At 68.4% G+C, this 22112-nt stretch carries 21 protein-coding genes and 1 tRNA gene; 8 read left to right on the top strand and 14 right to left on the bottom strand.

Annotated elements, in window-relative coordinates; all coding sequences use genetic code 11:
* Positions 1 to 60: 60 nt before the first annotated feature.
* From Q1K70_RS16360 to Q1K70_RS16350, 3 genes are all read right to left on the bottom strand, one after another.
* Positions 61 to 579: a GNAT family N-acetyltransferase gene (locus Q1K70_RS16360; RefSeq protein WP_300161680.1), complete on the bottom strand. Its 519-nt coding sequence runs from the start codon at positions 577 to 579 to the stop codon at positions 61 to 63.
* Between the two features lie 31 nt (positions 580 to 610).
* Positions 611 to 778 (bottom strand): hypothetical protein, encoded by a 168-nt coding sequence (locus tag Q1K70_RS16355; protein ID WP_300161679.1) that lies wholly within the window; start codon positions 776 to 778, stop codon positions 611 to 613.
* Positions 779 to 995: 217 nt separating this feature from the next.
* Positions 996 to 1484, bottom strand: coding sequence for an Rrf2 family transcriptional regulator (locus Q1K70_RS16350; protein WP_300161677.1), 489 nt, complete (start codon positions 1482 to 1484; stop codon positions 996 to 998).
* 135 nt (positions 1485 to 1619) lie between these two features.
* On the opposite strand from Q1K70_RS16350, the gene Q1K70_RS16345 reads away from it, so the two are divergent.
* Positions 1620 to 1991: a pyridoxamine 5'-phosphate oxidase family protein gene (locus Q1K70_RS16345; RefSeq protein ID WP_300161675.1), complete on the top strand. Its 372-nt coding sequence runs from the start codon at positions 1620 to 1622 to the stop codon at positions 1989 to 1991.
* Positions 1992 to 2087: 96 nt separating this feature from the next.
* Here the strand turns inward: Q1K70_RS16345 and Q1K70_RS16340 are convergent, their stop codons facing one another.
* From Q1K70_RS16340 to Q1K70_RS16320, 5 genes are all read right to left on the bottom strand, one after another.
* The gene (locus Q1K70_RS16340) at positions 2088 to 4268 is read right to left on the bottom strand and encodes a methyl-accepting chemotaxis protein (protein ID WP_300161673.1); all 2181 of its coding nucleotides are present in this window, start codon (positions 4266 to 4268) and stop codon (positions 2088 to 2090) included.
* Positions 4269 to 4562: 294 nt separating this feature from the next.
* A complete protein-coding gene (locus Q1K70_RS16335) occupies positions 4563 to 6992 on the bottom strand; it encodes an EAL domain-containing protein (RefSeq protein ID WP_300161671.1) in 2430 nt (809 codons plus the stop codon).
* A 135-nt stretch (positions 6993 to 7127) separates the two neighbouring features.
* A complete protein-coding gene (locus Q1K70_RS16330; protein WP_300161669.1) occupies positions 7128 to 7637 on the bottom strand; it encodes a hypothetical protein in 510 nt (169 codons plus the stop codon).
* A 42-nt stretch (positions 7638 to 7679) separates the two neighbouring features.
* A complete protein-coding gene (locus Q1K70_RS16325; protein ID WP_300161667.1) occupies positions 7680 to 8069 on the bottom strand; it encodes a CBS domain-containing protein in 390 nt (129 codons plus the stop codon).
* Between the two features lie 163 nt (positions 8070 to 8232).
* Positions 8233 to 8400 (bottom strand): hypothetical protein, encoded by a 168-nt coding sequence (locus Q1K70_RS16320; protein ID WP_300161665.1) that lies wholly within the window; start codon positions 8398 to 8400, stop codon positions 8233 to 8235.
* A 357-nt stretch (positions 8401 to 8757) separates the two neighbouring features.
* On the opposite strand from Q1K70_RS16320, the gene Q1K70_RS16315 reads away from it, so the two are divergent.
* The 3 genes from Q1K70_RS16315 to Q1K70_RS16305 all read left to right on the top strand — a co-directional run bounded on the left by Q1K70_RS16315 (position 8758) and on the right by Q1K70_RS16305 (position 12260).
* The gene (locus Q1K70_RS16315; protein WP_300161663.1) at positions 8758 to 9429 is read left to right on the top strand and encodes a response regulator transcription factor; all 672 of its coding nucleotides are present in this window, start codon (positions 8758 to 8760) and stop codon (positions 9427 to 9429) included.
* The gene (locus Q1K70_RS16310; protein ID WP_300161661.1) at positions 9413 to 10813 is read left to right on the top strand and encodes an ATP-binding protein; all 1401 of its coding nucleotides are present in this window, start codon (positions 9413 to 9415) and stop codon (positions 10811 to 10813) included. Before Q1K70_RS16315 ends, Q1K70_RS16310 begins: the two co-directional genes overlap by 17 nt.
* A gap of 142 nt (positions 10814 to 10955) precedes the next feature.
* Positions 10956 to 12260, top strand: coding sequence for an HDOD domain-containing protein (locus Q1K70_RS16305; protein WP_300161659.1), 1305 nt, complete (start codon positions 10956 to 10958; stop codon positions 12258 to 12260).
* Between the two features lie 195 nt (positions 12261 to 12455).
* Here the strand turns inward: Q1K70_RS16305 and Q1K70_RS16300 are convergent, their stop codons facing one another.
* A complete protein-coding gene (locus Q1K70_RS16300; protein ID WP_300161657.1) occupies positions 12456 to 12866 on the bottom strand; it encodes a response regulator in 411 nt (136 codons plus the stop codon).
* 166 nt (positions 12867 to 13032) lie between these two features.
* Between Q1K70_RS16300 and Q1K70_RS16295 the strand changes: the two genes are divergently transcribed.
* Positions 13033 to 13109 (top strand) — tRNA-Arg (locus tag Q1K70_RS16295).
* A gap of 97 nt (positions 13110 to 13206) precedes the next feature.
* On the opposite strand, the gene Q1K70_RS16290 is transcribed toward Q1K70_RS16295, so the two are convergent.
* The 5 genes from Q1K70_RS16290 to Q1K70_RS16270 are packed head-to-tail and all read right to left on the bottom strand — an operon-like array spanning position 13207 to position 17885.
* Complete coding sequence (locus Q1K70_RS16290; RefSeq protein ID WP_300161655.1) at positions 13207 to 14301, bottom strand: glycosyltransferase family 2 protein; 1095 nt, start codon at positions 14299 to 14301, stop codon at positions 13207 to 13209.
* Positions 14232 to 14813, bottom strand: a complete 582-nt coding sequence (locus Q1K70_RS16285; RefSeq protein WP_300161653.1) for an acyltransferase — start codon at positions 14811 to 14813, stop codon at positions 14232 to 14234. Before Q1K70_RS16285 ends, Q1K70_RS16290 begins: the two co-directional genes overlap by 70 nt.
* A complete protein-coding gene (locus Q1K70_RS16280; RefSeq protein WP_300161651.1) occupies positions 14810 to 15814 on the bottom strand; it encodes an NAD-dependent epimerase/dehydratase family protein in 1005 nt (334 codons plus the stop codon). Before Q1K70_RS16280 ends, Q1K70_RS16285 begins: the two co-directional genes overlap by 4 nt.
* A complete protein-coding gene (locus Q1K70_RS16275) occupies positions 15811 to 16377 on the bottom strand; it encodes a hypothetical protein (protein ID WP_300161649.1) in 567 nt (188 codons plus the stop codon). The genes Q1K70_RS16280 and Q1K70_RS16275 overlap by 4 nt, the downstream gene beginning before the upstream one ends.
* Positions 16374 to 17885, bottom strand: coding sequence for a hypothetical protein (locus Q1K70_RS16270; RefSeq protein WP_300161647.1), 1512 nt, complete (start codon positions 17883 to 17885; stop codon positions 16374 to 16376). Before Q1K70_RS16270 ends, Q1K70_RS16275 begins: the two co-directional genes overlap by 4 nt.
* 191 nt (positions 17886 to 18076) lie before the next feature.
* On the opposite strand from Q1K70_RS16270, the gene Q1K70_RS16265 reads away from it, so the two are divergent.
* The 3 genes from Q1K70_RS16265 to Q1K70_RS16255 are packed head-to-tail and all read left to right on the top strand — an operon-like array spanning position 18077 to position 22097.
* Positions 18077 to 19825, top strand: coding sequence for a hypothetical protein (locus Q1K70_RS16265; protein WP_300161645.1), 1749 nt, complete (start codon positions 18077 to 18079; stop codon positions 19823 to 19825).
* Positions 19822 to 20616, top strand: coding sequence for an acyltransferase (locus Q1K70_RS16260; protein ID WP_300161643.1), 795 nt, complete (start codon positions 19822 to 19824; stop codon positions 20614 to 20616). Before Q1K70_RS16265 ends, Q1K70_RS16260 begins: the two co-directional genes overlap by 4 nt.
* Positions 20613 to 22097 carry a radical SAM protein gene (locus Q1K70_RS16255; protein WP_300161641.1) on the top strand — a complete coding sequence of 495 codons (1485 nt, stop codon included), beginning with the start codon at positions 20613 to 20615 and terminating at the stop codon, positions 22095 to 22097. The genes Q1K70_RS16260 and Q1K70_RS16255 overlap by 4 nt, the downstream gene beginning before the upstream one ends.
* The last annotated feature ends 15 nt before the right edge of the window (positions 22098 to 22112 follow it).

Raw genomic sequence — 22112 nt, 5'->3', positions numbered from 1 at the left:
CTTCGCCATATCGCCAACGAACCGCCGGGCGGCTCCGCAAGGGGCCGCCCGGTTGTTTATTTAGCCGGCGTCCACCAAGCTGTTCTTAAACCTGAGCAGGTCGCAATACATGGACCTGCTCTGGTCCGCCTTGTCCTCATCGGTAAGAAAGAAGAAGTCGTTTCTTGCATAAAAGTGGATAGCACGAGGAGTATTGTAGGCGTCCACGGTGACGAACCGGCAACCTGTTCGATTGTCCGTGATGAAAAGAACCTTGACGGCCCACAGGAGGCGGGAGCCGATGCTTTGGCCTTGATACTCCCTGCGCGTCCCCAAGCGCCCTATCTTCACGGCGGGATACGATTTGTAGCGCTTGCCCTCGGGGAATGTCTGGCTCTTTTTCCTGTTGGACAGCTTTACCGAGTCGTTCGACATGCTGCAAAAGGCCACGGCATCTGACACTGACCAGTTGTCCTTCAGGTAAAACGAGTACATCTTGGCCAGAAGCTGGTCTTCGTGCGGCTGGGCTTCGTTTATGAAAAAATCGTCAAGGTCCGCATCGCCACATGAAAAGCCCGCGAACAACGTGAAGTCGTCCACGGGCTTCAAGAGGCAGTCGAAATCTTCGTAGCTATTTCGCGGGCTGCTTGTCACGACCAAAGACCAGGGACTTGGCTTTGTCGAGGCTTGGAGCGCGCGTCACCTTTACCGGAGAACCGACGTCCTCCGAAATCCTGCGCTCAAAAGTTTGCGCCTCCCGGTCGTAGAGGACAGGGGTGGGCTTGATCGGCGTAGCCATTTGGGTCACCTCGTGCTCATGGGGGACAGTGCATACAATGCCTACAATGCATGTACTGTGCACATGTAATCCCCATCCCCACTCCGCGCAAGCCCCGCTCTCCCCTCTTCGAACAAATCCTGGACCCGACCGCCGGGTCGCGTCCGCCAACATGGCGTAAATTCTCAAGTGCTTGAGATGGCGAGGGGCAGCCGGAAAGCCGCGAAAAACGGCCGGGCTACAGCGACCGCACCCAGGCCGCCATGGCTTGCCGCTTCTTCTCCGAAAAGCCGCCCCGGACCTGCTCGTGGAGCCAGCCCAGGGTCCTGGCCCGCAGCTTGTCGCGAAACGCCTCCTCGGCCTCCTGCATCACCACCTTGATCAGGCAGGGGCACTTGCCCGAAACGGCGGCGGGCTCGTCCTCGAAAATATTCTTCTGGCGGATCTCGGCGCACTGGAAGAAAAACGACGGTCCCTCCACCGCCTCCACCACGTCCCAGAACGTCACCTCGCCGGCCGGGCGCGCCAGCTCGTAGCCGCCCTTCACCCCGGCGATGGACCGGACGATGCCCGCCTTGCGCAGCTTGGAAAATATCTTCGAAAGATAGCTCTCGGTGATGCCGTGGAGCCCGGCCAGCGGCCTGATCCCCACCGTCGTGCCGGGAGGCAGATCGATCATGTAAAAAAGCGAATGAAACGCGTACTCTACGCCGACACTGAATTGCACCTGCCGCCTCCATGCCCGGGAATTTTTCCAAAATACCCGGCGACGGCGGTTTTGTCTTGACCGGGCCGGGCGGCCTAATTATGGATATTAAAGATATATGTTATCTATAATTATCCCCACGCAAGGAGACGATCCATGTTCACGGAGACCTTTCGCGAAGTGCTCGGCAAGGAAGGCGTGGTCGCCATCGTGACCTGCGCCGACGGCGAGGCCCATGTGGTCAACACCTGGAATTCCTACCTGGTCTCGCCCCGGGACGGCACGCTGCTCATCCCCGCCTGGAAGATGCGCGAGACGGAGCGCAAGACCCAGGTCAACGACGCCGTGCAGCTCACCCTCGGCAGCAAGGAGGTGGCCGGCCGGCGCGGCCCGGGCACGGGCTTTCACCTGCGCGGCACGGCCCGCTTCCTGCGCTCGGGGCCGGAATTCGACCTCATGAAGGAGAAATTCCCTTTCGCCACGCGGGTGCTGGAGGTCACCGTCACCTCGCTGACCCAGACCCTGTAAGCGGCGGCCGCGCCGTGCGGAAACGAAAGGGCCGGTCCGTCCGCCGCACGCGGCGGCGAAGGGACCGGCCCCGAAGAAACGCTTTGCCGTGCGGGGTCACCTTCGTGCGGACAGCGCCCTGGGGACGGCCTTGCCGGACGGCGCGCCGGACTCGCCGCCGCGCATTTCGGCGATCAGCCGCGTGAGCACCGCGGACTGCTCGGCCATGCCGGCCACGGCCTGCGCCGATTGCCGCATGCCGTCCGAGGCCTCCATGGAGATGCGGTTGATGTCCTCGATGCTGCGGTTGATCTCCTCGCTGGTGGCCGACTGCTGCTCCGAGGCCGTGGCGATGGACTGGATCTGGCTCGCCACCATGTCGGCCAGGGACACGATCTCGTTTAAGGCCTCGCCGGACTGGGTGGCCAGGCGCGTCGTGTCCGCGATGGTCCCCACGGTCTTTTTGACCTTGTCCACGTTGCCGGCCGTGCCCTGCTGGATGCCGGACACGGCGTCGCCCACCTCCTTGGTGGCGGTCATGGTCTTTTCGGCGAGCTTGCGCACCTCATCGGCCACCACGGCGAATCCCCGGCCGGCTTCCCCGGCCCGGGCCGCCTCGATGGCGGCGTTGAGCGCCAAAAGGTTCGTCTGGTCGGCGATGTCGGAAATGACGTTCATGATGGCGCCGATGCCCTTGGCCCGCTCGCCCAGCGCCTCCATGTCCTGCTGCAGCTCCCGGGCGTGGGACTGCACCGTGCCGATACCCTTGACGACGCCGTCCACGACCTCCTTGCCCTGGAGGGCCTTGTCCTTGGCCTGCTCGGCCGTACCGGCGGCCATGGAGGCGTTTTTCGCCACTTCGAGCACGGTGGAGTTCATCTCCTCCATGGCCGTGGCCGTCTCGCCGGCGCTCTGGGACTGCCGGGCCGCGCCGCTGGCCGCCTGCTCGATCTGGGCCGAAAGCTCCTCCGAGGCCGTGGCCGTGGCCTGGGCCACCTCCTGCAGGGTGACGGCGGCGGTCAGCATGGCGTCGCGCTGGGCGGCGGCCTCGCGCTGGGCCGCCTCGGCCCGGTCCATGGCCTCCCGGGCCTTGCGCGCCTCCTCGGCCGCCTCGGCCGAGCGGGCGTCGGCCTCGCGGATGCGCTCCTTGAGGCGCTCCACCATGGTGCGCAGGCTGTCCGCCAGCCTGCCCACCTCGTCGCCCTGATGCACGTCGAGGACCCCGTCGAGGTCGCCGCCGGCCACCTTGTCGGCAAAGGCCACGCTGGACAGGATCGGCCGGGTGATGGCGCGGGTGAGAACCACGGCCACGCCGACGCCGAGCAGCAAGGCCATGGCCAGGCCGGAGACCATGACGATGTTGGCCGTGCCGAGATCCGAGGCGGCGGCGTCGGCCAGGTGCTGGGTGTTGGCCATGCCCGCCTTGGCCATGTCCTTGGCCAGTTCCTCGATTTCCGCCCCCGCCTGGTTGCGCTTGACCGCAAGCTCGTCCAGGGCCGCCACGTCGGCGTCGAAGGCCGTCATGGCTTCCTTGTAGCGCCCCAGGGCCTGCTGCACGTCCCCGACTTCCTTCTTGTTCTCGGCCGTGCGCGTGACGGCGGCCAGGCGCTTGACCACCTCGTCGAGCTTGGGGAACTGCTGCAGGGCCTGTAGGCGCAGACTGCGGTCGTTTGCTGCCTGGGCCTTGAAATTCCTGACCCGGATGTCGAAACCTATCTCGATGATGGCCGAGATGTCGGCCACCTTGGCGAGCCGTTCCTCGAGCCTGGCACTCGCGGCCTCGTCGCGGATCTCCTGGGTGAACTGCTTGTTCTGGCTTTCCGACAACAGTTCGACGCTCTCGACGAACTCGGCCGCGGCGGCATCCATGGCCTGGCGCGAGGCGGCCAGGGACTTGACGCGCTTTTCGGTTTCCTCGGACAGAGCGAAATAGGCCTCGGCCCCGGCCTCGGCCTTGGGCAGGTCGGCCTTGAGGCGGACCAGCGAGGGGTACTTGGCCGAAAGCTCCCTGGCTTTTCCCAGGGCCTTGCGCACGGCCTCGATCTCGGTCTTGGCCTCCGCACGGTATTTCGGGTCCGTGCTCATGGTATAGCCGCGCATGGCGTACATGATCAGCATGGACGTCCGCTCGATCTCGTTGGCGATGCCGGTTTCCGGGATGTACTGCTGCGACAGCACCACGGACGTCTTTTCCACGCCGCGCATGTTCCAGACGCCGAGCAGCCCCAGAGTCAAGGCGACCAATACGAGAAAACCGAATCCGACCCCGATCTTGAGGCCAAGTTTAATATTTTTCATATTTCCGCCCTATATTGACATCAAATAGCGCCCCATGCTTACTTCGCCTTGGCAATAAGACTAATAGCATTGAACATATCCTATATGTTCATATTTTATACAACACTTTTTTCAAGAAAACAAGAAGCTCCACCTGAGACGGCACAGCTATGCCCGTGCGCGAGTCCAAGACCTGCTGGCGGGATTGCGATACGACGTGCCAGCCTTGCCCGGCGCATGATGGAGGGAAATCCGCTGCGGCGATGTTGCCTGAACGCGTTGCTTGCACCTTGCGGTCCGAAGGGGACGCGGTGCTTACGAAGCGGCGGGCGTCGCCTCACGCCCGCCCTGCTCCAGCATCCGCTCGACGTCCTCGCGGCAGACCGGGCGGGAGAACAGGAACCCCTGCCCGGCCTCGCAGGCGAAGCCGGTCAGCACGTCGGACTGGGTCTCGAGCTCCACGCCCTCGGCCACCACGTCCAGGCCCAGGCTGTGGGCGAGCGCCACCACCGCGCCCACGATCTTGCGGTTCTCGCTGGCCTCGATGTCGCTGACGAAGGCCCGGTCCACCTTGAGGGTGTCGATGGGGAAGCGCTGGAGATAGGAAAGGGACGAGTAGCCCGTGCCGAAGTCGTCCACGGACAGGCGCACCCCGAGCTCCTTGAGGCGCTTCAAGCGCAGGATCGACACCTCGGGGTTGTCCATGATGACCGTTTCGGTGATCTCGAGCTTGAGCGCATGGGGATCGAGGCCGGTCTCGCGCAGGATGCGGGCCACGTCCTCGACCATGGTCGGCTGGGCCAGCTGTTTGGCCGAAAGGTTGACGCTCATGGACATGGCCCGGGACTCGGGGAAGGCCTCCTGCCAGGCGGCCATGGTCCGGCAGGCCTCCCGCAGCACCCAGGCCCCCAGCGGCACGATGAGCCCCGTGTCCTCGGCCACGGGGATGAACTCCATGGGCGAGGCCACGCCCCGGCCCGGCCGCCGCCAGCGCACGAGCGCCTCGAAGCCCGTCAGCCGCCGGTCGCGCAGGGCCAGGATGGGCTGGTAATCCAGAAAGAACTCCCCCCGCCGAAGCGCCTGGCGCAGATCGCTCTCCAGGTCCATGAGCCGGATGGCGTCCTCCAGCATGCGGGTGTTGAAGACCTTGAAGCGGTTGCGCCCCTCGGACTTGGCCCGGTGCAGGGCGATGTTGGCGTTGCGCAGGAGCTCCTCGGGCTTGTCGTAGAGGCAGGGGCTGATGACGATGCCCATGGAGCAGGAAACGTGGATGTCGTGGCCGCACAGGGGAAAGACGGTGCCGATGGCGGCGCGGATGCGTTTGACGATGCGCACGATCTCCCGGTAGGAGCCCGTCTCCTCGAGCAGCACCACGAATTCGTCGCCGCCCAGGCGCGCCACGGTGTCCAGGCCCCGCACGCATTCGCGCAGCCGCTTGGCCACGCCCTCCAGGAGCCGGTCGCCCATGTGGTGGCCCAGGCTGTCGTTGATGACCTTGAACCGGTCGAGGTCCAAAAAGATGACCGCGTACTGGTAGTTGTCGCGGCGCTTGGACCGCTCGATGGCCTGGCGGATGCGGTCCAGGCACAGGCTGCGGTTGGGCAGGCCGGTGAGCGGATCGTGGAAGGCCATGTGGGCCAGCTGGCTTTCCAGGAGCTTGCGGTCGGTGATGTCCGTGACGAGGCCGGCGGCCATGCGCGAGGCCTCGTCGTGCCCCATGGGGAACAGGCACACGAGCAGGGTCTTGTCCGCGCCGCCGACGGCCACGGTCATTTCCTTGCGCACCGGCTCGTTCCAGGCGATGACCCGGGCCGCGTCGCGGGAAAGCGCCCCGGCCAGCTCCTCGGGCAGGGCCGCTTCCAGGGGCGTGCCGGCCGGCGGCGCCCCGCACAGGCCGAAGATGCGGCCGGCGGCGGCGTTGGCCAGGCGCAGCCGGTCCTCGGCGTCGATGACGAAAAATCCCTCGGGCGCGCTTTCCAGGTCGATTTCCGGCAGGTCCGGCCGCACCCCGGGCTGGCGCGTGGCCCGGGCCTCGAGCAGCATCCGGCCGTCCTCCTCGCTCACCCGGGGCGCCAGGGTCAGGGCCACGGGAAAGGCCGAACCGTCCAGGCGCATGCCCTTGGCCACTGCCCTGCCCGTTTCGCCGCCGCCGGCGGCGGCAAGAAGCGTCGCCGCGACGCCGGCCTCGCCCGGGGCGAGCAGTCCGGCCAGGGACGCGCCGGCCAGCCCCTCGAGGCCGCAGCCGAAAAGCTTGTGCGCGGCCGGGTTGGCGTCCACCACCACGCCGTCGCGCTCGAGCAGGAGCAGGGCCGTGGGCGTGGCCGCGAACACGGCCCGGCTGCTGGCCTCGAGCCGCTGCCTGGCGATCTCCAGGCGGCTTGCCGCCAGGGCCGTCTCGATGGCCCCGATGAGGGCCTGGCTGTCCGGGGGATTGGGCAGGAGGCAGGCGACGGAGGCCTTGCGGACCTCGTCCAGGCGGGCGGCCTCGCCGTTTCGGGAGAGCAGGACGACCGGGATGCCGTGGCCTTCGCGCAAAAGCGCCGCCGCGTCCGCGCCGTCGCAGGCCCCTTCCAGCACGAGGTCCATGACGGCCAGGTCGGGCCGATGGGCGTCGGCGGCCTCCAGGGCCTCGCGGCAGGAGGCGGCCGGTCCGAGCGTTTCGTAGCCGTGCGCGCAAAGCCGCTCCGCCAGGGCTGCGGCGGCGGCGCGATCCTTCTCGACGACCAGGATGCGGGGCGGCGTCATGAAAACCCCCTGGCGTCGGGATCGGACGCGACGGGCCGCCGTGCGAAGGCGCGGCGGCCCGTCATGTCTCCCGATGAAAAAACCGTATAGCCAGGGTGCTTTTGGAAGGCAACCGTTATATGGCCGGGCGATGCGTCAGTTGGTGGGATACCACAGCTTGATGGCCGAGCCCTTGTCGCCCTTGGCTTCGGCCATGCGGATGTCGTAGCGCGCCGTGCCCTCGGGCACGCGGAACATGGCCGTGCCGACGTTGCCCTTGACCATGCTCTCGAAGCGCAGCCCCTGGCACTCCTCCTCGATGAGCTTGTCCGCCGCGTCGAAGCGGGCCATGCAGACCTTGAGGAAGGGCTGGGCGTCGCTGGCGCCGAACATGGAATCCATGCTGGACGGGGGCTTTTGCCGCAGCTCGGCCGTGACGAGCACTTCCTTGTAGGGCACCTGCTTGAGCGTGACCTTGCCGGCCGAGGGCACGTAGCGCTCCTCGGTGCGCTCCCGCTCCTTGATGTCCGTCACCTTCATGTATTCGTTGCGCAGGTCCTTGTAGCGCGAAAGCTCGAGCCCCGCGGCGCGGGCCGGCGTCGGCAGCGCGGCCGGCGGCAGCAGGACGGCGGCGAGGGCGAGCAGCAAAACGCCGAAACGGATCATGGAGCGGCACCCTCCGTGCGGTTTGGGCCGAGCCCGGAGCGGTCAGTCGCCGCGCCTGGGCGCGATGGGAAAGATGGCCAGCTTGAGGAAGTCTGTTTCCGTGATGATGCCCACGAGTTCGCCCTCCCGCACCACGGGAAGGCAGCCGAACTTGTTGTAGATCATGGTCTCGGCCGCGGCGCGCAGGGGGGTGTCCGGCGTCACGGTGACCACGTCCGTGCGCATGACGTCCCGCAGCGGCGTGACCGGGTCCTTCCTGTGCTCCATGGACAGCACGTCGCGCTGGGTGACGAGCCCCACGAGCCCGCCCGCCTCGTCCACGACCGGGACGTGGCGGATGAAAAGCTCCTGCATGGCGGCCATGGCGTCGGCCAGGCTGTCCGTTTCGCGCAGGCAGCGCAACTGGCTGGTCATGAGGTCGGCGACGAGCATGGGGGCACTCCACAATTCTGGCGACGCGGCATTGCAAGACTTCCGACATGGCATCCTTGCCGATGCCCGGCCCCAAGTCAAGCCGCGCGGCCGCAACCCCCGGCCCGAAAAAACGAAAGGCCGGGGAGGCCCCGGCCTTTCGCAACACTGGAGTCGGCGGAAACTACTGGGCCGGAGTGGCCTTCTTGTTCTTCTTCTTGGCCTTCAGGATTTCCACCACGGAGTAGCTGTCGGCCTTGGTGGTCTTTTTCTTCTTCTTCTTGGTACCGGCGAAGGCCATGGAGGTGGCGAGCAGGCAGGAAATGACGGTGAAAATGACGATCTTCTTCATGATATGGGCTCCTTGAGCGGTAATTTGTCCTGGCCAGTCCCCCGGCCTACAGGGCCCGTCCCACACGGGCCGTTCCCCCGTGTCGTCCGGATGGTTCCCCCCGGTCGACGATTGGGGTCTATGCCCCGACCCCTTTCTGGCCTCTTACTCGTCCATTACAAACATGAAAGACAAAAACCCCGCCATTTCTTGCCTTTACAACAACCTTGCCAGTTAATGACAGATATGAAAAACAGGGAAAATCCGTAGCGCCCGGCCCCCCTGGACCTTATGAGGCGTTACATGTACACCGCGCACCAAAAGACACAGGCACCAGGTCGCCGGCCCGAGGGCGACAGGCGAAAGGAAACACGGCCCATGCGGATTCTGCTCGTCGAGGACGACGAGAAAATCGCTTCCTTCATCATCGGCGGATTGCGACAAAGCGGCTTTGCCGTGGACCACGCCGCCAACGGCGTGGACGGCCTGCATCTGGCCGCCACCGAGCCCTACGCCGTGGCCGTCATCGACGTCATGCTGCCCGGCCTCGACGGCCTCAAGGTCATCGAGGAGCTGCGCCGGCGCGGCATCAACACGCCCATCATCATCCTCTCGGCCAAGCGTTCCGTGGAGGACCGGGTGCGGGGCCTCGAGACCGGCAGCGACGACTACCTGTCCAAGCCCTTCTCCTTTTCCGAGCTGCTGGCCCGGGTCCAGGCGCTCATCCGCCGCTCCTCCAGCGTGTCCGAACCCACGCGCCTGACCGTGGGCGAGCTGTCCATGAACCTGCTCACCCGCGAGGTGCGCCGGGGCGAGACCGCGGTGCAGCTCCAGCCCCGGGAATTCGCGCTGCTCGAGTATTTCATGCGCAATCCCGGCAAGGTGCTCTCCAAGACCATGATCATGGAGCACGTCTGGGACTACCATTTCGACCCCCAGACCAACCTGGTGGACGTGCTGGTGTGCCGGCTGCGCAACAAGATCGACAGGGACTGGGAAAAGAAGATGCTGCAGACCCTGCGCGGGGTCGGATATGTCCTTAAAGAGTAGGGCCTTCTTCCGTTCGACCACCTTCCGCCTGACCGCCCACTACTCCCTGATCTTCATTTCGAGCGCCCTGATCCTTTTCCTGCTGGCCTATTCCCTGCTCTCCGACGCCGTGCGCGACGGCGACCGCCTGGCCATGGCCCAGAAGGTGCGGGAATACGCCTCCATCGCCCTCAAGCGCGGCCTGCCCGCCCTGGTGGAATTCGTGCGCATGGAGCGCGAGGACTTCGACTCCGACGAATACTACCTGCGTCTGGACGATCCCGACGGCCGGCCCCTGACCCAGATCGCGCCCACGGACGCCGCCCCCCTGCCCGACGAGCTTCCCCGCGACCTCGGCCCGGGCATCCAGTGGGCGTTTCTGCCCCGGCCCGACGGCGACGGCCTCATCGAACTGGCCTGCCGCAGCCTGCCCGGCGGGGGCATGGTCTACATGGGCAAGGACGCCAGCGACCGCGAACGGCTGCTGCGCCAGTTCCGGGTCATCTTCGCCGGCATCATGGCCCTGGTGGCCCTGGTGGGCCTGGCCGCGGGCTTCCTTTTGGCCCGACGCACGCTCAAGCCCATCCAGGCGCTCATCGACACCGTGCGGGCCATCGACACCGGGCGTATGGACGCCCGGGTGCCCGACAAGGGGGCCGACGACGAACTCAACGAACTGGCGCGGCTTTTCAACGCCATGCTCGACAAGATCAAGAGCCTGATCTCCGGCATGCGCGAGGCGCTCGACAACGTGGCCCACGACCTGCGCACTCCGGCCACCCGCACCCTGGCCGCCGTGGAAATGGCCGCCTCCACCAAAAACGACGCCGAATCCCTGCGCGAGGCCCTGCTCGACTGCGCCGAGGAGACCCGCCGCATGGTGTCCATGCTCGGCATCCTCATGGACATCTCCGAGGCCGAGACCGGGGCCATGCGCCTGCACCTGGGCTGCGCGGACATGGCCGGGCTCGTGGCCGAGATTACGGAAATCTACCAGTACGTGGCCGAGGAAAAGGGCGTGCTCCTCGCCGTGGCCCCCATGGACCGGCTGCCGGTGACGGCCGACGCCGACCGGATGCGCCAGGTGCTCGGCAACCTCCTGGACAACGCCGTCAAGTACACGCCTTCGGGCGGGCGGGTGGACGTCTCGGCCTGGCGCGAGGGCGGGGCCGTGACGGTGCGCGTGGCCGACACCGGCGAAGGAATAAGCGCCGACGACATCCCGCGCATCTTCGACCGCCTGTACCGGGCCGACAAGAGCCGCTCCCAGCGCGGCCTGGGCCTGGGCCTGTCCCTGGTGCGGGCCGTGCTCTTCGCCCACGGCGGCGAAATCGACGTGCAAAGCGCGCCCGGCAAGGGGAGCTTTTTCACCTTCACGTTGCCGGCGGCCGCTCCGGACGCCTGAGCGTTTTCCCTGGGGGCGGCGCACCTGCCCAGGGAAAACGCTCCCCACCGGTTGTCAATGCGCCCCGCCTCGGGCATGATCGCGGCAGACTCGGGACGTCCAGGTTCACTCCCCGAACGAACAGCCAACCCGGGAACGCGCCATGAACGCACAGGACGCGACCAGCACCACGCCTTTCTTCTTCACCAAGCAGGCCCTTTTCGACGTCAAGCGCAAGCTGTGGGGCTACGAGATCCAGGGCGGCAACGACGCCTGCGCCACGCTCACCTGCTTCGCCGACCGCGAGCATGTGGCCGATTCCCTGGCCTCGTCGTCGTACATGGGCGTGCAGCACGCCGTGGAGCGCGGCAAGAAGGTCGTGGCTCCCTTCGACGAGGCGGGGCTGCTCGCCAAGGCCCCCTACGCCCTCCCCTCCCAGCACGGGGTGGTCAAGGCCGTGGGCGCCGTGCAATCGCCCGAGGCGGTGGTGGCCGCGGCCAGACAGCTGCGCGCCGACGGCTACATCCTGGCCCTGGAGGACGGCCCGGGCATGGCCGCCGTGCCGGAGCTGGCGCGCCTGGCCGACGTGTTGTGCTTCGACGCCGGGAGCGGGGCCGATCCCCGCGACTTCCTGGACCGGGCCAAGGGCCGGGAGGTCATCCTGCTGGCCTCCCGGGTGCAGGGGCTCGAACAGTTCGAGGCGCTCAAAAACGCCGGGTTCACCCTTTTTCAGGGGCGCTTTTTCAAGGAACCCGAGGTGGTGGCCGAGCGTAAGTTCACTTCCCACCAGATGAGCCGGTTCAACCTCATGCGCCTGATCGAGTCCGAGGACCCTGACGTGGACGCCCTGGCCGAGGCCATCTCCTCCGACGTGTCCGTGAGTTTTCGGCTGCTGTCCTACCTCAATTCCGCCGCCTTCGGCTTTCCCCAGAAGATCCAGTCCATAAGGCAGGCCATCATGGTCCTGGGGTCGGTGAAGATGCGCAACTGGCTGCGGGCGGTGATGCTGGCCGACATGTCCCAGCACGGGGACATGCCGCGCGAGCTGGCCGAGCTGTCCCTGGAGCGGGCGCGTTTCCTGGAGCTGGTGGCCACGCGCTACGACTACTGGGACTTCAACCCGGGGTCGCTGTTCCTGCTGGGACTTTTTTCGCTCCTCGACGCCATCCTGGGCATGCCCATGGCCAAGGTGACCGAGCTTTTGCCCCTGGAGGAGAAGCTCAAGGCGGCGCTGCGGCGCGAGGCCCAAAGCGAATACGAGCCGCTGCTCGAACTGGTGGGCTGCATCGAGGACGCGGACTGGGGGCGACTGGAGGAGCTGACGCAAAACCTGGGCTTCGACCTGGAAACGGTCAAGGCCTGCGCCAGCGAGGCCATGGCCTGGAGCGGAGCCTTCTTCGCCACCCAGAACAACGTCGCGCCCGAGCCGCCGGCCACGCCCAGGCGACGCGAGTCTCGTGTCCCTTAAAGGACCCGGACGTTTTTAAGAAAAAAACGATACTGGAATATTGTCCCTGGGAAAGTACATGCATACTTCGTAGATGCGACACCCGCCCCCTGGACCCACAGAGCGGAAACGGCCTTCCCGCGGAGGAGAGACGGCCTCCTTAAGACGCGACGGCGCCGTTTGGGCGGGACGTCTTCGGCCGACGCCTTGGCCGCACTACAGCGGCAGCACCGGGGCGTCGATGAGGCCGAGCTTGGCCAGTTCCGAGAGCAGCACCTCGCGGCGCAGGGGCTTGGGCAGGTAGGCGTCGGCGCGGCCGTGGAAGAAGGATTCGCTGACGTTCCTGGTATCCGTGAGCACCGAGATCATGACGAGCTTGAAGGGCTCGCGGGGACCGGCGGCCTCTTCCATGCGGCGCAGGGCCTGGACGACCTCGTTGCCGTCCATGCCGGGCATGAGGATGTCCATGAAAACGGCGGTGATGGGCCTGTCCTCTTCGAGGGAGGCCTCGAAAGCGGCCAGAGCCTCCAGGCTGTCGCTGGCGGTCAGGCACTCGGCGTAGGCGGACAGAAAGGTGCGCAGAAAAAGGATGATGCTTTCATCGTCATCCACGATGAGAAAGCGCATGGCGATGCTCCCGATGCCGCGAGCGGCGTGGGGCGGGACGGCCCCTGGGAAGTGGGTATTGTTTTTTCGCCAGCGCCGCAACCGACGTTTCTCCGAAGCGCGGGGCAAGGCGGCCCGGCGCGGCGACTTGACGGGCATGCCTGGGAGTCTTTAGGCTTTTTCCCGCGCGCCCGTAGCTCAGCCGGATAGAGCGTCGGACTTCGAATCCGCAGGCCGGGAGTTCGAATCTCTCCGGGCGCGCCAGCTAAATCGAATAATTCCACGCCTTTTTGGCTTGCCGCCCTCCGTCTGCTTTCTTCCCCGGCACGCAAGCTCCTCTCCGGGCGCGCCAGTTCCTCCCCTACGACCGCCCGCGCCGCTGGCTGCGGGGACGCCGCCCGGCCTGCCCGGCCCTGGCCGGCCGCTCGGGCGCGCCGGGTGCGCAGGGCGGACAGCCCCTGCCGCCGATCTCCTTGTCCACGATGAAAAGCGGGCGCTTTCGCGTCTGCTCCAGGTTGTTCCAGAGATAGCCGCCGAGGATGCCGAAGCCCAGGAACAGCAGCGACACGATCACGAGCTCGAGCACGATCACCGACGGCCAGCCCGGGATGGTGATGCGTCCGAGAGCCGAGGCGATCAGCACATAGGCGATGCCGAGGCCGCTTAAGACCGACATGGCCAGCCCCAGCAGCACGAACACCTTGAGGGGAAAGGAGGAGAACGCCACCACCGAATGGAAGGCGTAGGAGAGCTTTTTGCCGAACGTCCACATGGACCGGCCGTGCACCCGCTCGGCCCGGTCGTAGAAGAGCACCTCGCGGTCGAAGCCGGCCCAGACGATCAGGCCGATGAGGCTCGTCTTTTTCTCCGAGGACTGGAGGATCACCTTCGTCACGCAGCGGTCGATGAGGCAGAAGTCGAAGCCGCCGGGCGGCATCTCCGGCATGACCGCCTTGCGGTAGAGCCAGTGGAAGGCCTGGGCCAGGAACTTGGACAGGCCCGGGTCCTCGCGGCGGCGGCGGGCGCAAAGCACCACCTTCTTGCCGGCCCGCCAGCGCGCCACCATCTCCGGGATCATCTCCGGCGGGTCCTGCAGATCGGCCGAAAGGATGACCGCCGCGTCGCAGTCGGCGGTGTGGGCCAGTCCGGCGGCGATGGCCGTGAACGAGCCATGGTTGCGCGAGAGCAGCAGCACCCGCACCCGGGGGTCGGTCGCGGCGAGTCCCTCCAGCACCGGCTGGGAGCCGTCGGGCGAGCGGTCGTTGACGAACTGCAGCGCCAGATCGACGCCGAGCCCGTCCACGGCGGCCACGATGCGCCGGTACAGCTCCGGCAGGCTGCCCTCGTTGCCGTAGACCGGCACCACCACGGCCAGGCGCGGCCGGCTCAGTCCAGGGCGGCGCTGCAGGCCATCCCGGCGTGGGGCGCGTCCCCGGTCCAGTCGCCTTGGGAGCATCGCAGTCCTTCCTTTGCGGGGAGAAGTTTGCCGCCGCAGCGGCACACGAGCCCGACGGGCCGGGCCGGATTGCCGACGACCAGGGCGAAGGGCGCGACGTCTTTCGTGACCACCGCCCCGGCCCCGACCATGGCGAACGCGCCGATGCGCACCCCGGGCGCGAGCACCGCCCCGGCCCCGATGGAGCAGCCGTTCTCCAGCACCGTGGAAACGGCCGGCACGTAGCGCTTGCTGCGGGGGTAGCGGTCGTTGGCGAAGACCGCCGACGGGCCGATGAACACGTCGTCGCCGACGGTCACCCCCTCCCACAGGGCCACGTGGCACTTGACCGTGACCCGGTCGCCGAGCGTCGCCCCGCCCTCGATGAAGACATGGTCGCAGATGTTGGCTTCGCGGCCGATGACCGCGCCCGGCAGCACGTGGGCGAAGGCCCACACGCGCGTGCCCGGGCCCACGGCCTCGGCTTCGCAGATGCCGGCGGGATGCACGAACACGTCCTTGGGCGCGCTCACCAGTAGTGCTCCTTGTGCTCCCGGTAGTAGGCGATGGTCGCGGCCACGCCCGCGGCCAGGGAGGTTTGGGGCCGCCAGCCCGTGACGCCGCTGATCTTGGCGATGTCGGTGTAGAAGTCGCCGGGCTCCTGGGCCTTGCGTTCCGGGGAGAAGGGCGTGAAGGCGATACGGCCCTGGCCGGCCGTCTCCACGATGGTCTCGGCCAGGGTCAGGAAATCCGACGGCCGGTCGTGGCCGATGTTGAACACTCCGCCCTCGGCCTCGGGCGTGACGGCAAGCAGCAGCAGGGCCTCCACGCAGTCGTCGATGTAGAGAAAGTCGCGCTTGATGCGGCCGTCGCCGAAGATGGGGATGGCCTCGTCGTCGATGGCCAGGCGCATGAACCAGTTGGCCACGCCGAAGCGGTTGTGGCGCATCTGGGCCCGGGGGCCGTAGATGTTGGTCAGGCGCGAGAGCACGCAGCGGATGCCGTGGTTTCTGTGGTAGCTGGCCATGATGTGCTCGGCGGCGAGCAGGGAGATCTCGTAGATGCCCTTGGGCTCGGGCCGGGTCTCCTCGCCGGCCGGCAGCTTGACCACGGAGCCGTACTGGCCCCGCGAGCCGAGCTTGACCACCTTGGCCTTGGGATTGAACTTGCGCAGGGCCTCCATGACCACGGCCGTGCCGGTGATGTTGATGTCGATGTCCGGGAAGGGATCGGACAGGCTTTTCAAGTGACAGACCTGGGCCGCGCTGTGGAACACGAAGTCCTGGTCGCGCACGAGCCAGTTCATGGCCGCCGCGTCGCGGATGTCGCAGAAGTTGACCGTGGCCGCGTCGCGGATGGGGGCGATGTTGAAAAGGTTGCCGCCGTACTCCTCGATCATGGCGTCGGCCAGCGTCAGGGTCGCGCCGCAGGCGGCCAGGCGCAGGGCCAGGCTCGCGCCCAGAAACCCCAGCCCGCCGAGGATGAGCACCCGGCGGCCGGCGAAGGCGTCGTGAAACAGGGCGTCGTTTCTCATGGAACCTCGAAGAACACGGTCTCGCCCCGATGCCAGAGCTGGGTGCCCCGGCCCGTGAGCGTCAGGCGCAGGGTAACGGGGAACTCCTCCGCCGACCAGCCGTTTTCCACGCAGGACAGGCACAGGGCGTACTGCGCGCCCACCGGGCTCCAGCCGTCGGTCCGGGAGGCAAGGGAAAAGAGCTTTCGCGCGAAGCCCCCCACCGGCTCCTCCACGGTCACGCTCGCGCCGGCCTCGCCGAAGCGCGGATAAAAGACCACGCGGCCGGCCTCCTTGCGCAGCGTCACCACGACCGTGGCCGGCGCGCCGTCCGGGCCGACGGCGAACATCTCCCAGCCCGGGACGTCGGCCGGCAGGTCGGCCACGCCCGGGGCGGACACGGTCTGCTCCATGTTGGAGCAGGCCAGAAGCCGCTCGCGCCGGACCGGCGGGTCGATTTCCGGCAGCAGCGCCATGCGCGACGCCTCGTGGGCGAAGTGGCCCGACCCCAGGGCGAAGGCCGTGAAAAAGACCGCGGCCAGAGCCCATGGCGACAGGCGGGCCAGCCCCTCGCGCCGGGTCACGGCCGGGCCTCCGGCCAGGGGGCGAAGCCGAAGGCGGCGTCGTTGCGGTAGAGCGTGCCTTCCGGGGTCTCGGCCACGGGGGTCAGCGGCGTGCGCGCGGCGGCCTTGGCGTACTCCTTCGGCCCGAGCAGGGCGAAACCGGGCGCAAGCGGCGCGGCCAGCCCCTCGGGACCGTAGATCTCGACGCCGTAGGCCGGCGGCGCGGCCAGGTAGGGCACGGCCATGTTGCGCAGGGGCACGGCCAGGGTGCGCAGCCAGGGCGAGGCCGCGCCGAGGCTCAGGGACAGGGCCGGGTCCATGGCCGCGGCCTGGGCGGCGAGGCGGTCGCGATACGCGGCCACGCCGTCGTAGGCCGGTCGGATGTACAGGGAGAAATCGGCCACCGTGGCCGGGAAAAGGGCCAAACAACCGGCCAGGACCGGGGCCAGGACCAGGGACCGGGACCGGCCGGGCAGCCCGGCCGCGGCGTAGGCCAGGGACAGCGCGCCGTGGGCGGCCAGAAGGCGCGTCAAGTGGCGGCCAGAGCCGTTGTAGATGGCCACGTACAGGCAGAAGGGAGCCAGGAAGTTGCAGGCATGCAGAACCAGGCCCTTGAGCCGAGCCTGGCGGCCGTCGGCCGGCGCGGCCAGGGCCAGGGCCACGGCGGCGGCCATGAGCAAAAGGACCAGCGTGTGGTGGCGGTTGGCGGAAAAATCGAACAGCGTCCGCAGGTTGGCGGCCAAAAGCGGCAGCGCCGCCGCCGGCCCGCCGGAAACGAGGCTGGACACGGGATTGGTGCCGGCCACGGCCACCCAGGGCGAGGCGGTCAGCGAAAAGGCGGCGTAGGCCGCCGCCAGACAGACCCCGCCGAGGACGGCGGCCCGGACCGCCTGCCTGATCCCGGCCGGGCCGGCCAGGAACAAGGCCGCCGGAAAGAGCACGGCCCAGGTCGGCCGCGTCAGGCTGGCCAGGAACACGCCGGCCAGAACGCCCCAAAGCCTTCGCCGCGAGGGCGCGGCGGCAAGCCCGGCCAGGGCCAGGCCGAGGACCAGCCCCAGGGCCATCTGCGGCGCGTCCTGATAGGCCGTGGGCAGGTAGAAGACCATGGGCGGGAAAAAGGTCAGGCAGGCGGCCAGGGCGGCGAAGACCGGCAGGGGAAGCCGACGGGCGCAGACGGCAAGGGCCAGGGCCACCAGGGCCATGTTGCAGGCCGGGCCGAGCCAGTCCTCCCAGCCGCCGAGCGCCTTGGCCGCCAGGCCGTAGACCACGGGATAGGCCGCGCCGTGGGCTCCGAAACGCCCGAGAACCGCCTTGCGCCCGTCGCCGCCGTAATAGCCGCCGTCGAAGCCGGCGGCGGCGAAGGTGGCGGCCTCGCGCGTATAGAAAAACTGGTCAGGATCGTAGGCGGGGCAAAACGCGACGAGGTCCACGCCGAAGCAGCGGCCGACGAGGAAAAGGGCGAGCAGAGCGGGGGCCGAGGCCAGGGCCGCCGCCGCGAGCAGGCGGCCGATGCGCGCGAGGATGTTCATGGGCGTGGCCGGTGATAGCACCCGGGCAGGCGGCGCGCAACACGGCCGGGGCGCATCCCGGGCAATGCCGGCCCCTTGCGCACCGCCGGCCTTGGGCCGGTTGTCTTCGCGACTGGCCGATGCTATGCGGTTTTTCCGCACCGCAATCGGAAAACCGCCCGGCGCGCCGCGCCGCGCGGCCCAAGGCCTTCATGAAGAAACTCCTTTTCGCCATCGTCTTGTGCCTGCTCGTCCTGGCCGCCTGCGAGGGCCTGGCCAGGCTCGGCTTCCGGCTGGCCATGGGCCGGCCCTACGACGCCGGGGAGCTGCGCCAGCGCCTGGCCGCGCTCACGGACCGCCAGTCCGCGGCCAAGGCCACCGAGCGCGGCGCGTCGGGCCGGGTCCATCCCTATTTCGGCTTCATCACGGCCAACGACGCCCCCCTGCCCGCCCGGCGCGACCTCGCCGACGCCACCTCCGGCCAGCTCGGCTTCGACGGCGACGTCCCCCTGTTCGACCCGTCGGGCGCGACCTTCCTCGTGATGGTCACGGGCGGCTCCGTGGCCCACCACTTCGCCGTGGACAGGGGGCGGGAACTGCTCGCCTTCCTGGAGAAACGCCCCGAATTCGCCGGGCGCAAGGGCCGGCTTCTCAACACCGCCCTGCCCGGCTACAAGCAGCCCCAGCAGCTGCTCATCCTGTCCTACCTGCTGGGACTCGGCCTGCGGCCCGACGTGGTGGTCAACCTCGACGGCTTCAACGAGGCCTGCATCGCGGTCAAGAACCTGGAATCGGGCATCGACCCCTTCATGCCCTGGTTCTGGATCGGCAACGACACGCCGTCCCGGGCGAGGCTTCGCCTGCTCGGCCGGCTGGAATTCGTGGAGGACCTGCGCGACCGGGCCGCCGCCGTCCTTTCCCGGCTGCCGGCCCTGCCGGCCCTGGTCGGCTTTCCGGCCGCCGCCCTGGACCGGATGGCCGACGGGAGGGTCAAGGCCCTCGAGGGCGAGCTGGTGCGCGACGCCCTGGCCGGGGCTGGTTCCCTGGCCGGCCAGAGGACCAGCCCCGGCGGCGGCTTTTCGCTCGGGCCCAACCTCGTCCTCACCAAGGACCGTTTCTACGAACTGGCCGCCGCCTCCTGGGCCAGGGCGTCGATCCTCATGCACGACATGATCCGCGACGCCGGCGGCCGCTACTTCCACGCCCTCCAGCCGGCCGAGCCCCTGTGGGCCGCCGCCCGGGGCCAGGCGGCCGGGCCGCTTTGCACCGAGGACTGCGTGGAAGCCGGCTATCCGTCGCTCATCCGCTACGGCCAGGCCCTCTCCGCGGCCGGGCTGCGCTACGGCGACCTCGTGCCGGCCTTCGACGGCGCAAGCGACGTCTTCACGGACTGCTGCCACATGACCCCGGCCGGCCAGGACGCGCTGCTCGCCGCCCTGACCCGCCTCATCGACAGAACCTGGAACGCCCCGACCCCGGCCGTGAACCCGATTGCGGCCCTGGCGGGGCTGGCCGACGCCCCCGCCGCGCCCTTCGCCGGCGCGGACCTGCTGGCCGCCGCGGAGCCCACGTCCGTGGCCGTGGAGCACCTGCGCGGCGTCGAACGCTCGTCCGAAGGACCCTACCGCACGGTCCTCGGCCGCGAGGCCGTCGTCTGCCTGCCCCTTGGCGCGCCCCGGAAGCTGCGCCTGGCCTTCGGACTCAAGAATCCCCTGCCCGGCCAGGCCCTGACCGTGTCCCTCAACGGCCGCGAGCTCGGCCGCTACGCCCTGGAAAAGCCCGACGGCCGCCTGGACCAGGCCATCGAAGCGGACTTCGCCCCCGGGCTCAACACCCTTTCCTTCGCCTTCGCCCGGGCCAACGAAGGCCCGGACCGCAACAAGGACATGCCCGAGGGCTACGCCGCCCAGTTCACGGCCCTGTCCCTGTCCCCCGCGCCCGACGGAGAAAAACGCCCGTGAGCGAACGCCTGCGCGACTACATGGCCGAGACCGGGACCGGGGCGCTGGCCGCCTACCTGCGCTCGCGCGCGGCCAGCCCCGGCCGCTACGTCTTCGAACAGCTGCCCCAGTGGCTGTTGGGCTGGATTCCGGGGCTGCCCGGCATCGCCGCGCGCCACCTCTGCTACCGGCCGCTCTTCGCCAAAGGCTCGGGCGCGCCCGTGGTCGAGGCCGGGGCGGAATTCTTCCACGCCGCCTCGATCCGCCTGGGCTCCTCGGTCTACGTGGACAAGGGGGCGCGGCTGCACGCCTCGGCCGCGGCCATCGACGTCGGCCCCTGCTGCCGGATCATGCGCGGGGCCTACGTCTGCTCCTACGTTTCGAACGCCGTGCCGGGCGAGGGCATCACCCTCGGCCCGCGCTGCTGGGTGGGGGTGGGCGCGGTGCTGGCCTCGGGACGCGGCGGCCTGACGCTCGGGCGCAACGTGCTGATCGGCCCAAACGCCGTCCTCGTCACCGGGGACCACGACTTCCGCCGCGCTGACCTCCCCACCCTCGACCAGGAATACCTGGGCCGGCCCATTGCCGTGGGCGACGAGGTCTGGATCGGCGCGGGCGCGACGGTGCTCGGCGGCGTGCGCGTCGGGGACCGGGCCGTGGTCGCGGCCGGGGCCGTGGTCACGCGCGACGTCGCCCCGGGCCAGGTGGTCGGCGGTGTGCCGGCCCGGCCCCTGGAGCCCGCCGAAAACGCCGCCGGCCTTGCCAGCCGACCCGATCGCGGCCACACTGCCGGACAACGGAACCCATCATGAAAGTACTGCTCCTTAACGTCCCGGACGCCCACGTGGGCAAGACCACCGACGACTGGGACCTCGAAGCCACGGATATCGGCGTCTTCCCGCCCATGGGCATCCTCTATCTGGCCGGGGTGCTGCGGGCCGGCGGCCGCCACGAGGTCGCCCTGGTGGACTGCATCCTCGACCGGCTGGGACCGGAGGAGGCCGCCGCGCGCGCCGCCGCCTTCGCCCCGGACGTGGTGGGGCTGACCGTCTACACCCCGACGCTCTACGACGCCCTGGTCCTCACCCGGCGCATCCGCGAGCTTCTGCCCAAGGCCGCCATCGTCTGGGGCGGACCGCACACGGCGCTCTATCCCGAGGCCTCCATGGCCCAGGCCGAGGTGGACTACCTCATCCTCGGCGAGGCCGAGGAGACGCTGCCGGCCTTTCTCGACGCCCTGGAGGCGGGCCGCTCCTTCGACGACATTCCGGGCGTGGTCTGGCGGCAGGACGGCCGGACGCGCCGCTCGGGCGACCCCGGCTACGTCAAGGACATCGACTCGATCCCCTTCCCGGCCTTCGACCTGCTGCCCTACAGGCGCTACTTCAGCGCCATCGGCACGGGTCTGCCCGTGGGCACCATCTGCTCGTCCCGGGGCTGCCCCTTCCACTGCACCTTCTGCTGCAAGCCCTACTCCACCTACCGCTCCCGGACCGTGGAGAACATCCTCGACGAGATGGCCGCCTACTACGCCCAGGGCATCCGGGAATTCTTCTTTTTCGACGACCTGTTCAACGCCTCGGCCAAGCGGGTGACGGCCATCGCCCAGGGCATCCTGGACCGGGGCTTCGACGTGGTCTGGTCCTTCCGGGGCCGGGTGGACGCCGTGACCGAGGACATGCTGCGCCTGGCCAAGAAGTCCGGCTGCCGGCAGGCCCTTTTCGGCGTGGAGGACGCCACGGACGAGGGCCTGAGGCTCATCAACAAGAAGATCACCGTGGAGCAGGTGCGCCGGGCGGTGAGGCTCTGCCGCAAGCTCGGCATCCTCACCAGCACCAACTGGATCATCGGCTTCCCCCACCACAAGACCCGGGAAGACGTCCTGCGCCTCATCGACACGGCCGTGTCCATCGACTCGGACTTCGCCCAGTTCAACATCATGATCGCCTACGACGGCACGGCCATCTTCAGGCAGGGCGTGGAGAAGGGGCTTTTTCCGGCCGACATCTGGAGCCGGCACGCCTTCGAGCCGGTGCCCAACTTCGTGGAGCCCATCTGGGAGGAGCACCTGTCCCGGGCCGAGCTGTCGCAGCTGCTCAAGCTCTGCTACCGGCGCTTCTACTTCCGTCCCCTGCCCATCCTGCGCAAGTTCCTGCGGGTGCGCCGCTTCGGCGAACTGGCCCTTTTCGCCAAGGGCGCGCTGACGCTGCTCGGCATCAAGGGCTACCACCGCAAGCGCCACAAGGAGGGGGAGAGCCGCTTCACCGCGCCGTCGCGACCGGAGGCCGGATGAGCCGGGCCGTTTCGC

Origin of the sequence: Solidesulfovibrio sp. (assembly GCF_029978005.1) — a bacterium.
Lineage (GTDB): Bacteria > Desulfobacterota > Desulfovibrionia > Desulfovibrionales > Desulfovibrionaceae > Solidesulfovibrio.
Note: the sequence above shows the minus strand (reverse complement) of the source record. Positions and strands in the feature narration are given on the sequence as shown.

Excerpts from the sequence above, each read along its gene's own strand:
- Q1K70_RS16280 (WP_300161651.1), bottom strand. The coding sequence starts at position 15,814 with ATGAGAAACGACGCCCTGTTTCACGACGCCTTCGCCGGCCGCCGGGTG.
- Q1K70_RS16310 (WP_300161661.1), top strand. The coding sequence starts at position 9,413 with ATGTCCTTAAAGAGTAGGGCCTTCTTCCGTTCGACCACCTTCCGCCTG.
- Q1K70_RS16255 (WP_300161641.1), top strand. The coding sequence starts at position 20,613 with ATGAAAGTACTGCTCCTTAACGTCCCGGACGCCCACGTGGGCAAGACC.
- Q1K70_RS16330 (WP_300161669.1), bottom strand. The coding sequence starts at position 7,637 with ATGATCCGTTTCGGCGTTTTGCTGCTCGCCCTCGCCGCCGTCCTGCTG.
- Q1K70_RS16290 (WP_300161655.1), bottom strand. The coding sequence starts at position 14,301 with ATGCTCCCAAGGCGACTGGACCGGGGACGCGCCCCACGCCGGGATGGC.
- Q1K70_RS16320 (WP_300161665.1), bottom strand. The coding sequence starts at position 8,400 with ATGAAGAAGATCGTCATTTTCACCGTCATTTCCTGCCTGCTCGCCACC.
- Q1K70_RS16305 (WP_300161659.1), top strand. The coding sequence starts at position 10,956 with ATGAACGCACAGGACGCGACCAGCACCACGCCTTTCTTCTTCACCAAG.
- Q1K70_RS16265 (WP_300161645.1), top strand. The coding sequence starts at position 18,077 with ATGAAGAAACTCCTTTTCGCCATCGTCTTGTGCCTGCTCGTCCTGGCC.
- Q1K70_RS16335 (WP_300161671.1), bottom strand. The coding sequence starts at position 6,992 with ATGACGCCGCCCCGCATCCTGGTCGTCGAGAAGGATCGCGCCGCCGCC.
- Q1K70_RS16345 (WP_300161675.1), top strand. The coding sequence starts at position 1,620 with ATGTTCACGGAGACCTTTCGCGAAGTGCTCGGCAAGGAAGGCGTGGTC.
- Q1K70_RS16340 (WP_300161673.1), bottom strand. The coding sequence starts at position 4,268 with ATGAAAAATATTAAACTTGGCCTCAAGATCGGGGTCGGATTCGGTTTT.
- Q1K70_RS16355 (WP_300161679.1), bottom strand. The coding sequence starts at position 778 with ATGGCTACGCCGATCAAGCCCACCCCTGTCCTCTACGACCGGGAGGCG.
- Q1K70_RS16325 (WP_300161667.1), bottom strand. The coding sequence starts at position 8,069 with ATGCTCGTCGCCGACCTCATGACCAGCCAGTTGCGCTGCCTGCGCGAA.
- Q1K70_RS16315 (WP_300161663.1), top strand. The coding sequence starts at position 8,758 with ATGCGGATTCTGCTCGTCGAGGACGACGAGAAAATCGCTTCCTTCATC.
- Q1K70_RS16300 (WP_300161657.1), bottom strand. The coding sequence starts at position 12,866 with ATGCGCTTTCTCATCGTGGATGACGATGAAAGCATCATCCTTTTTCTG.
- Q1K70_RS16270 (WP_300161647.1), bottom strand. The coding sequence starts at position 17,885 with ATGAACATCCTCGCGCGCATCGGCCGCCTGCTCGCGGCGGCGGCCCTG.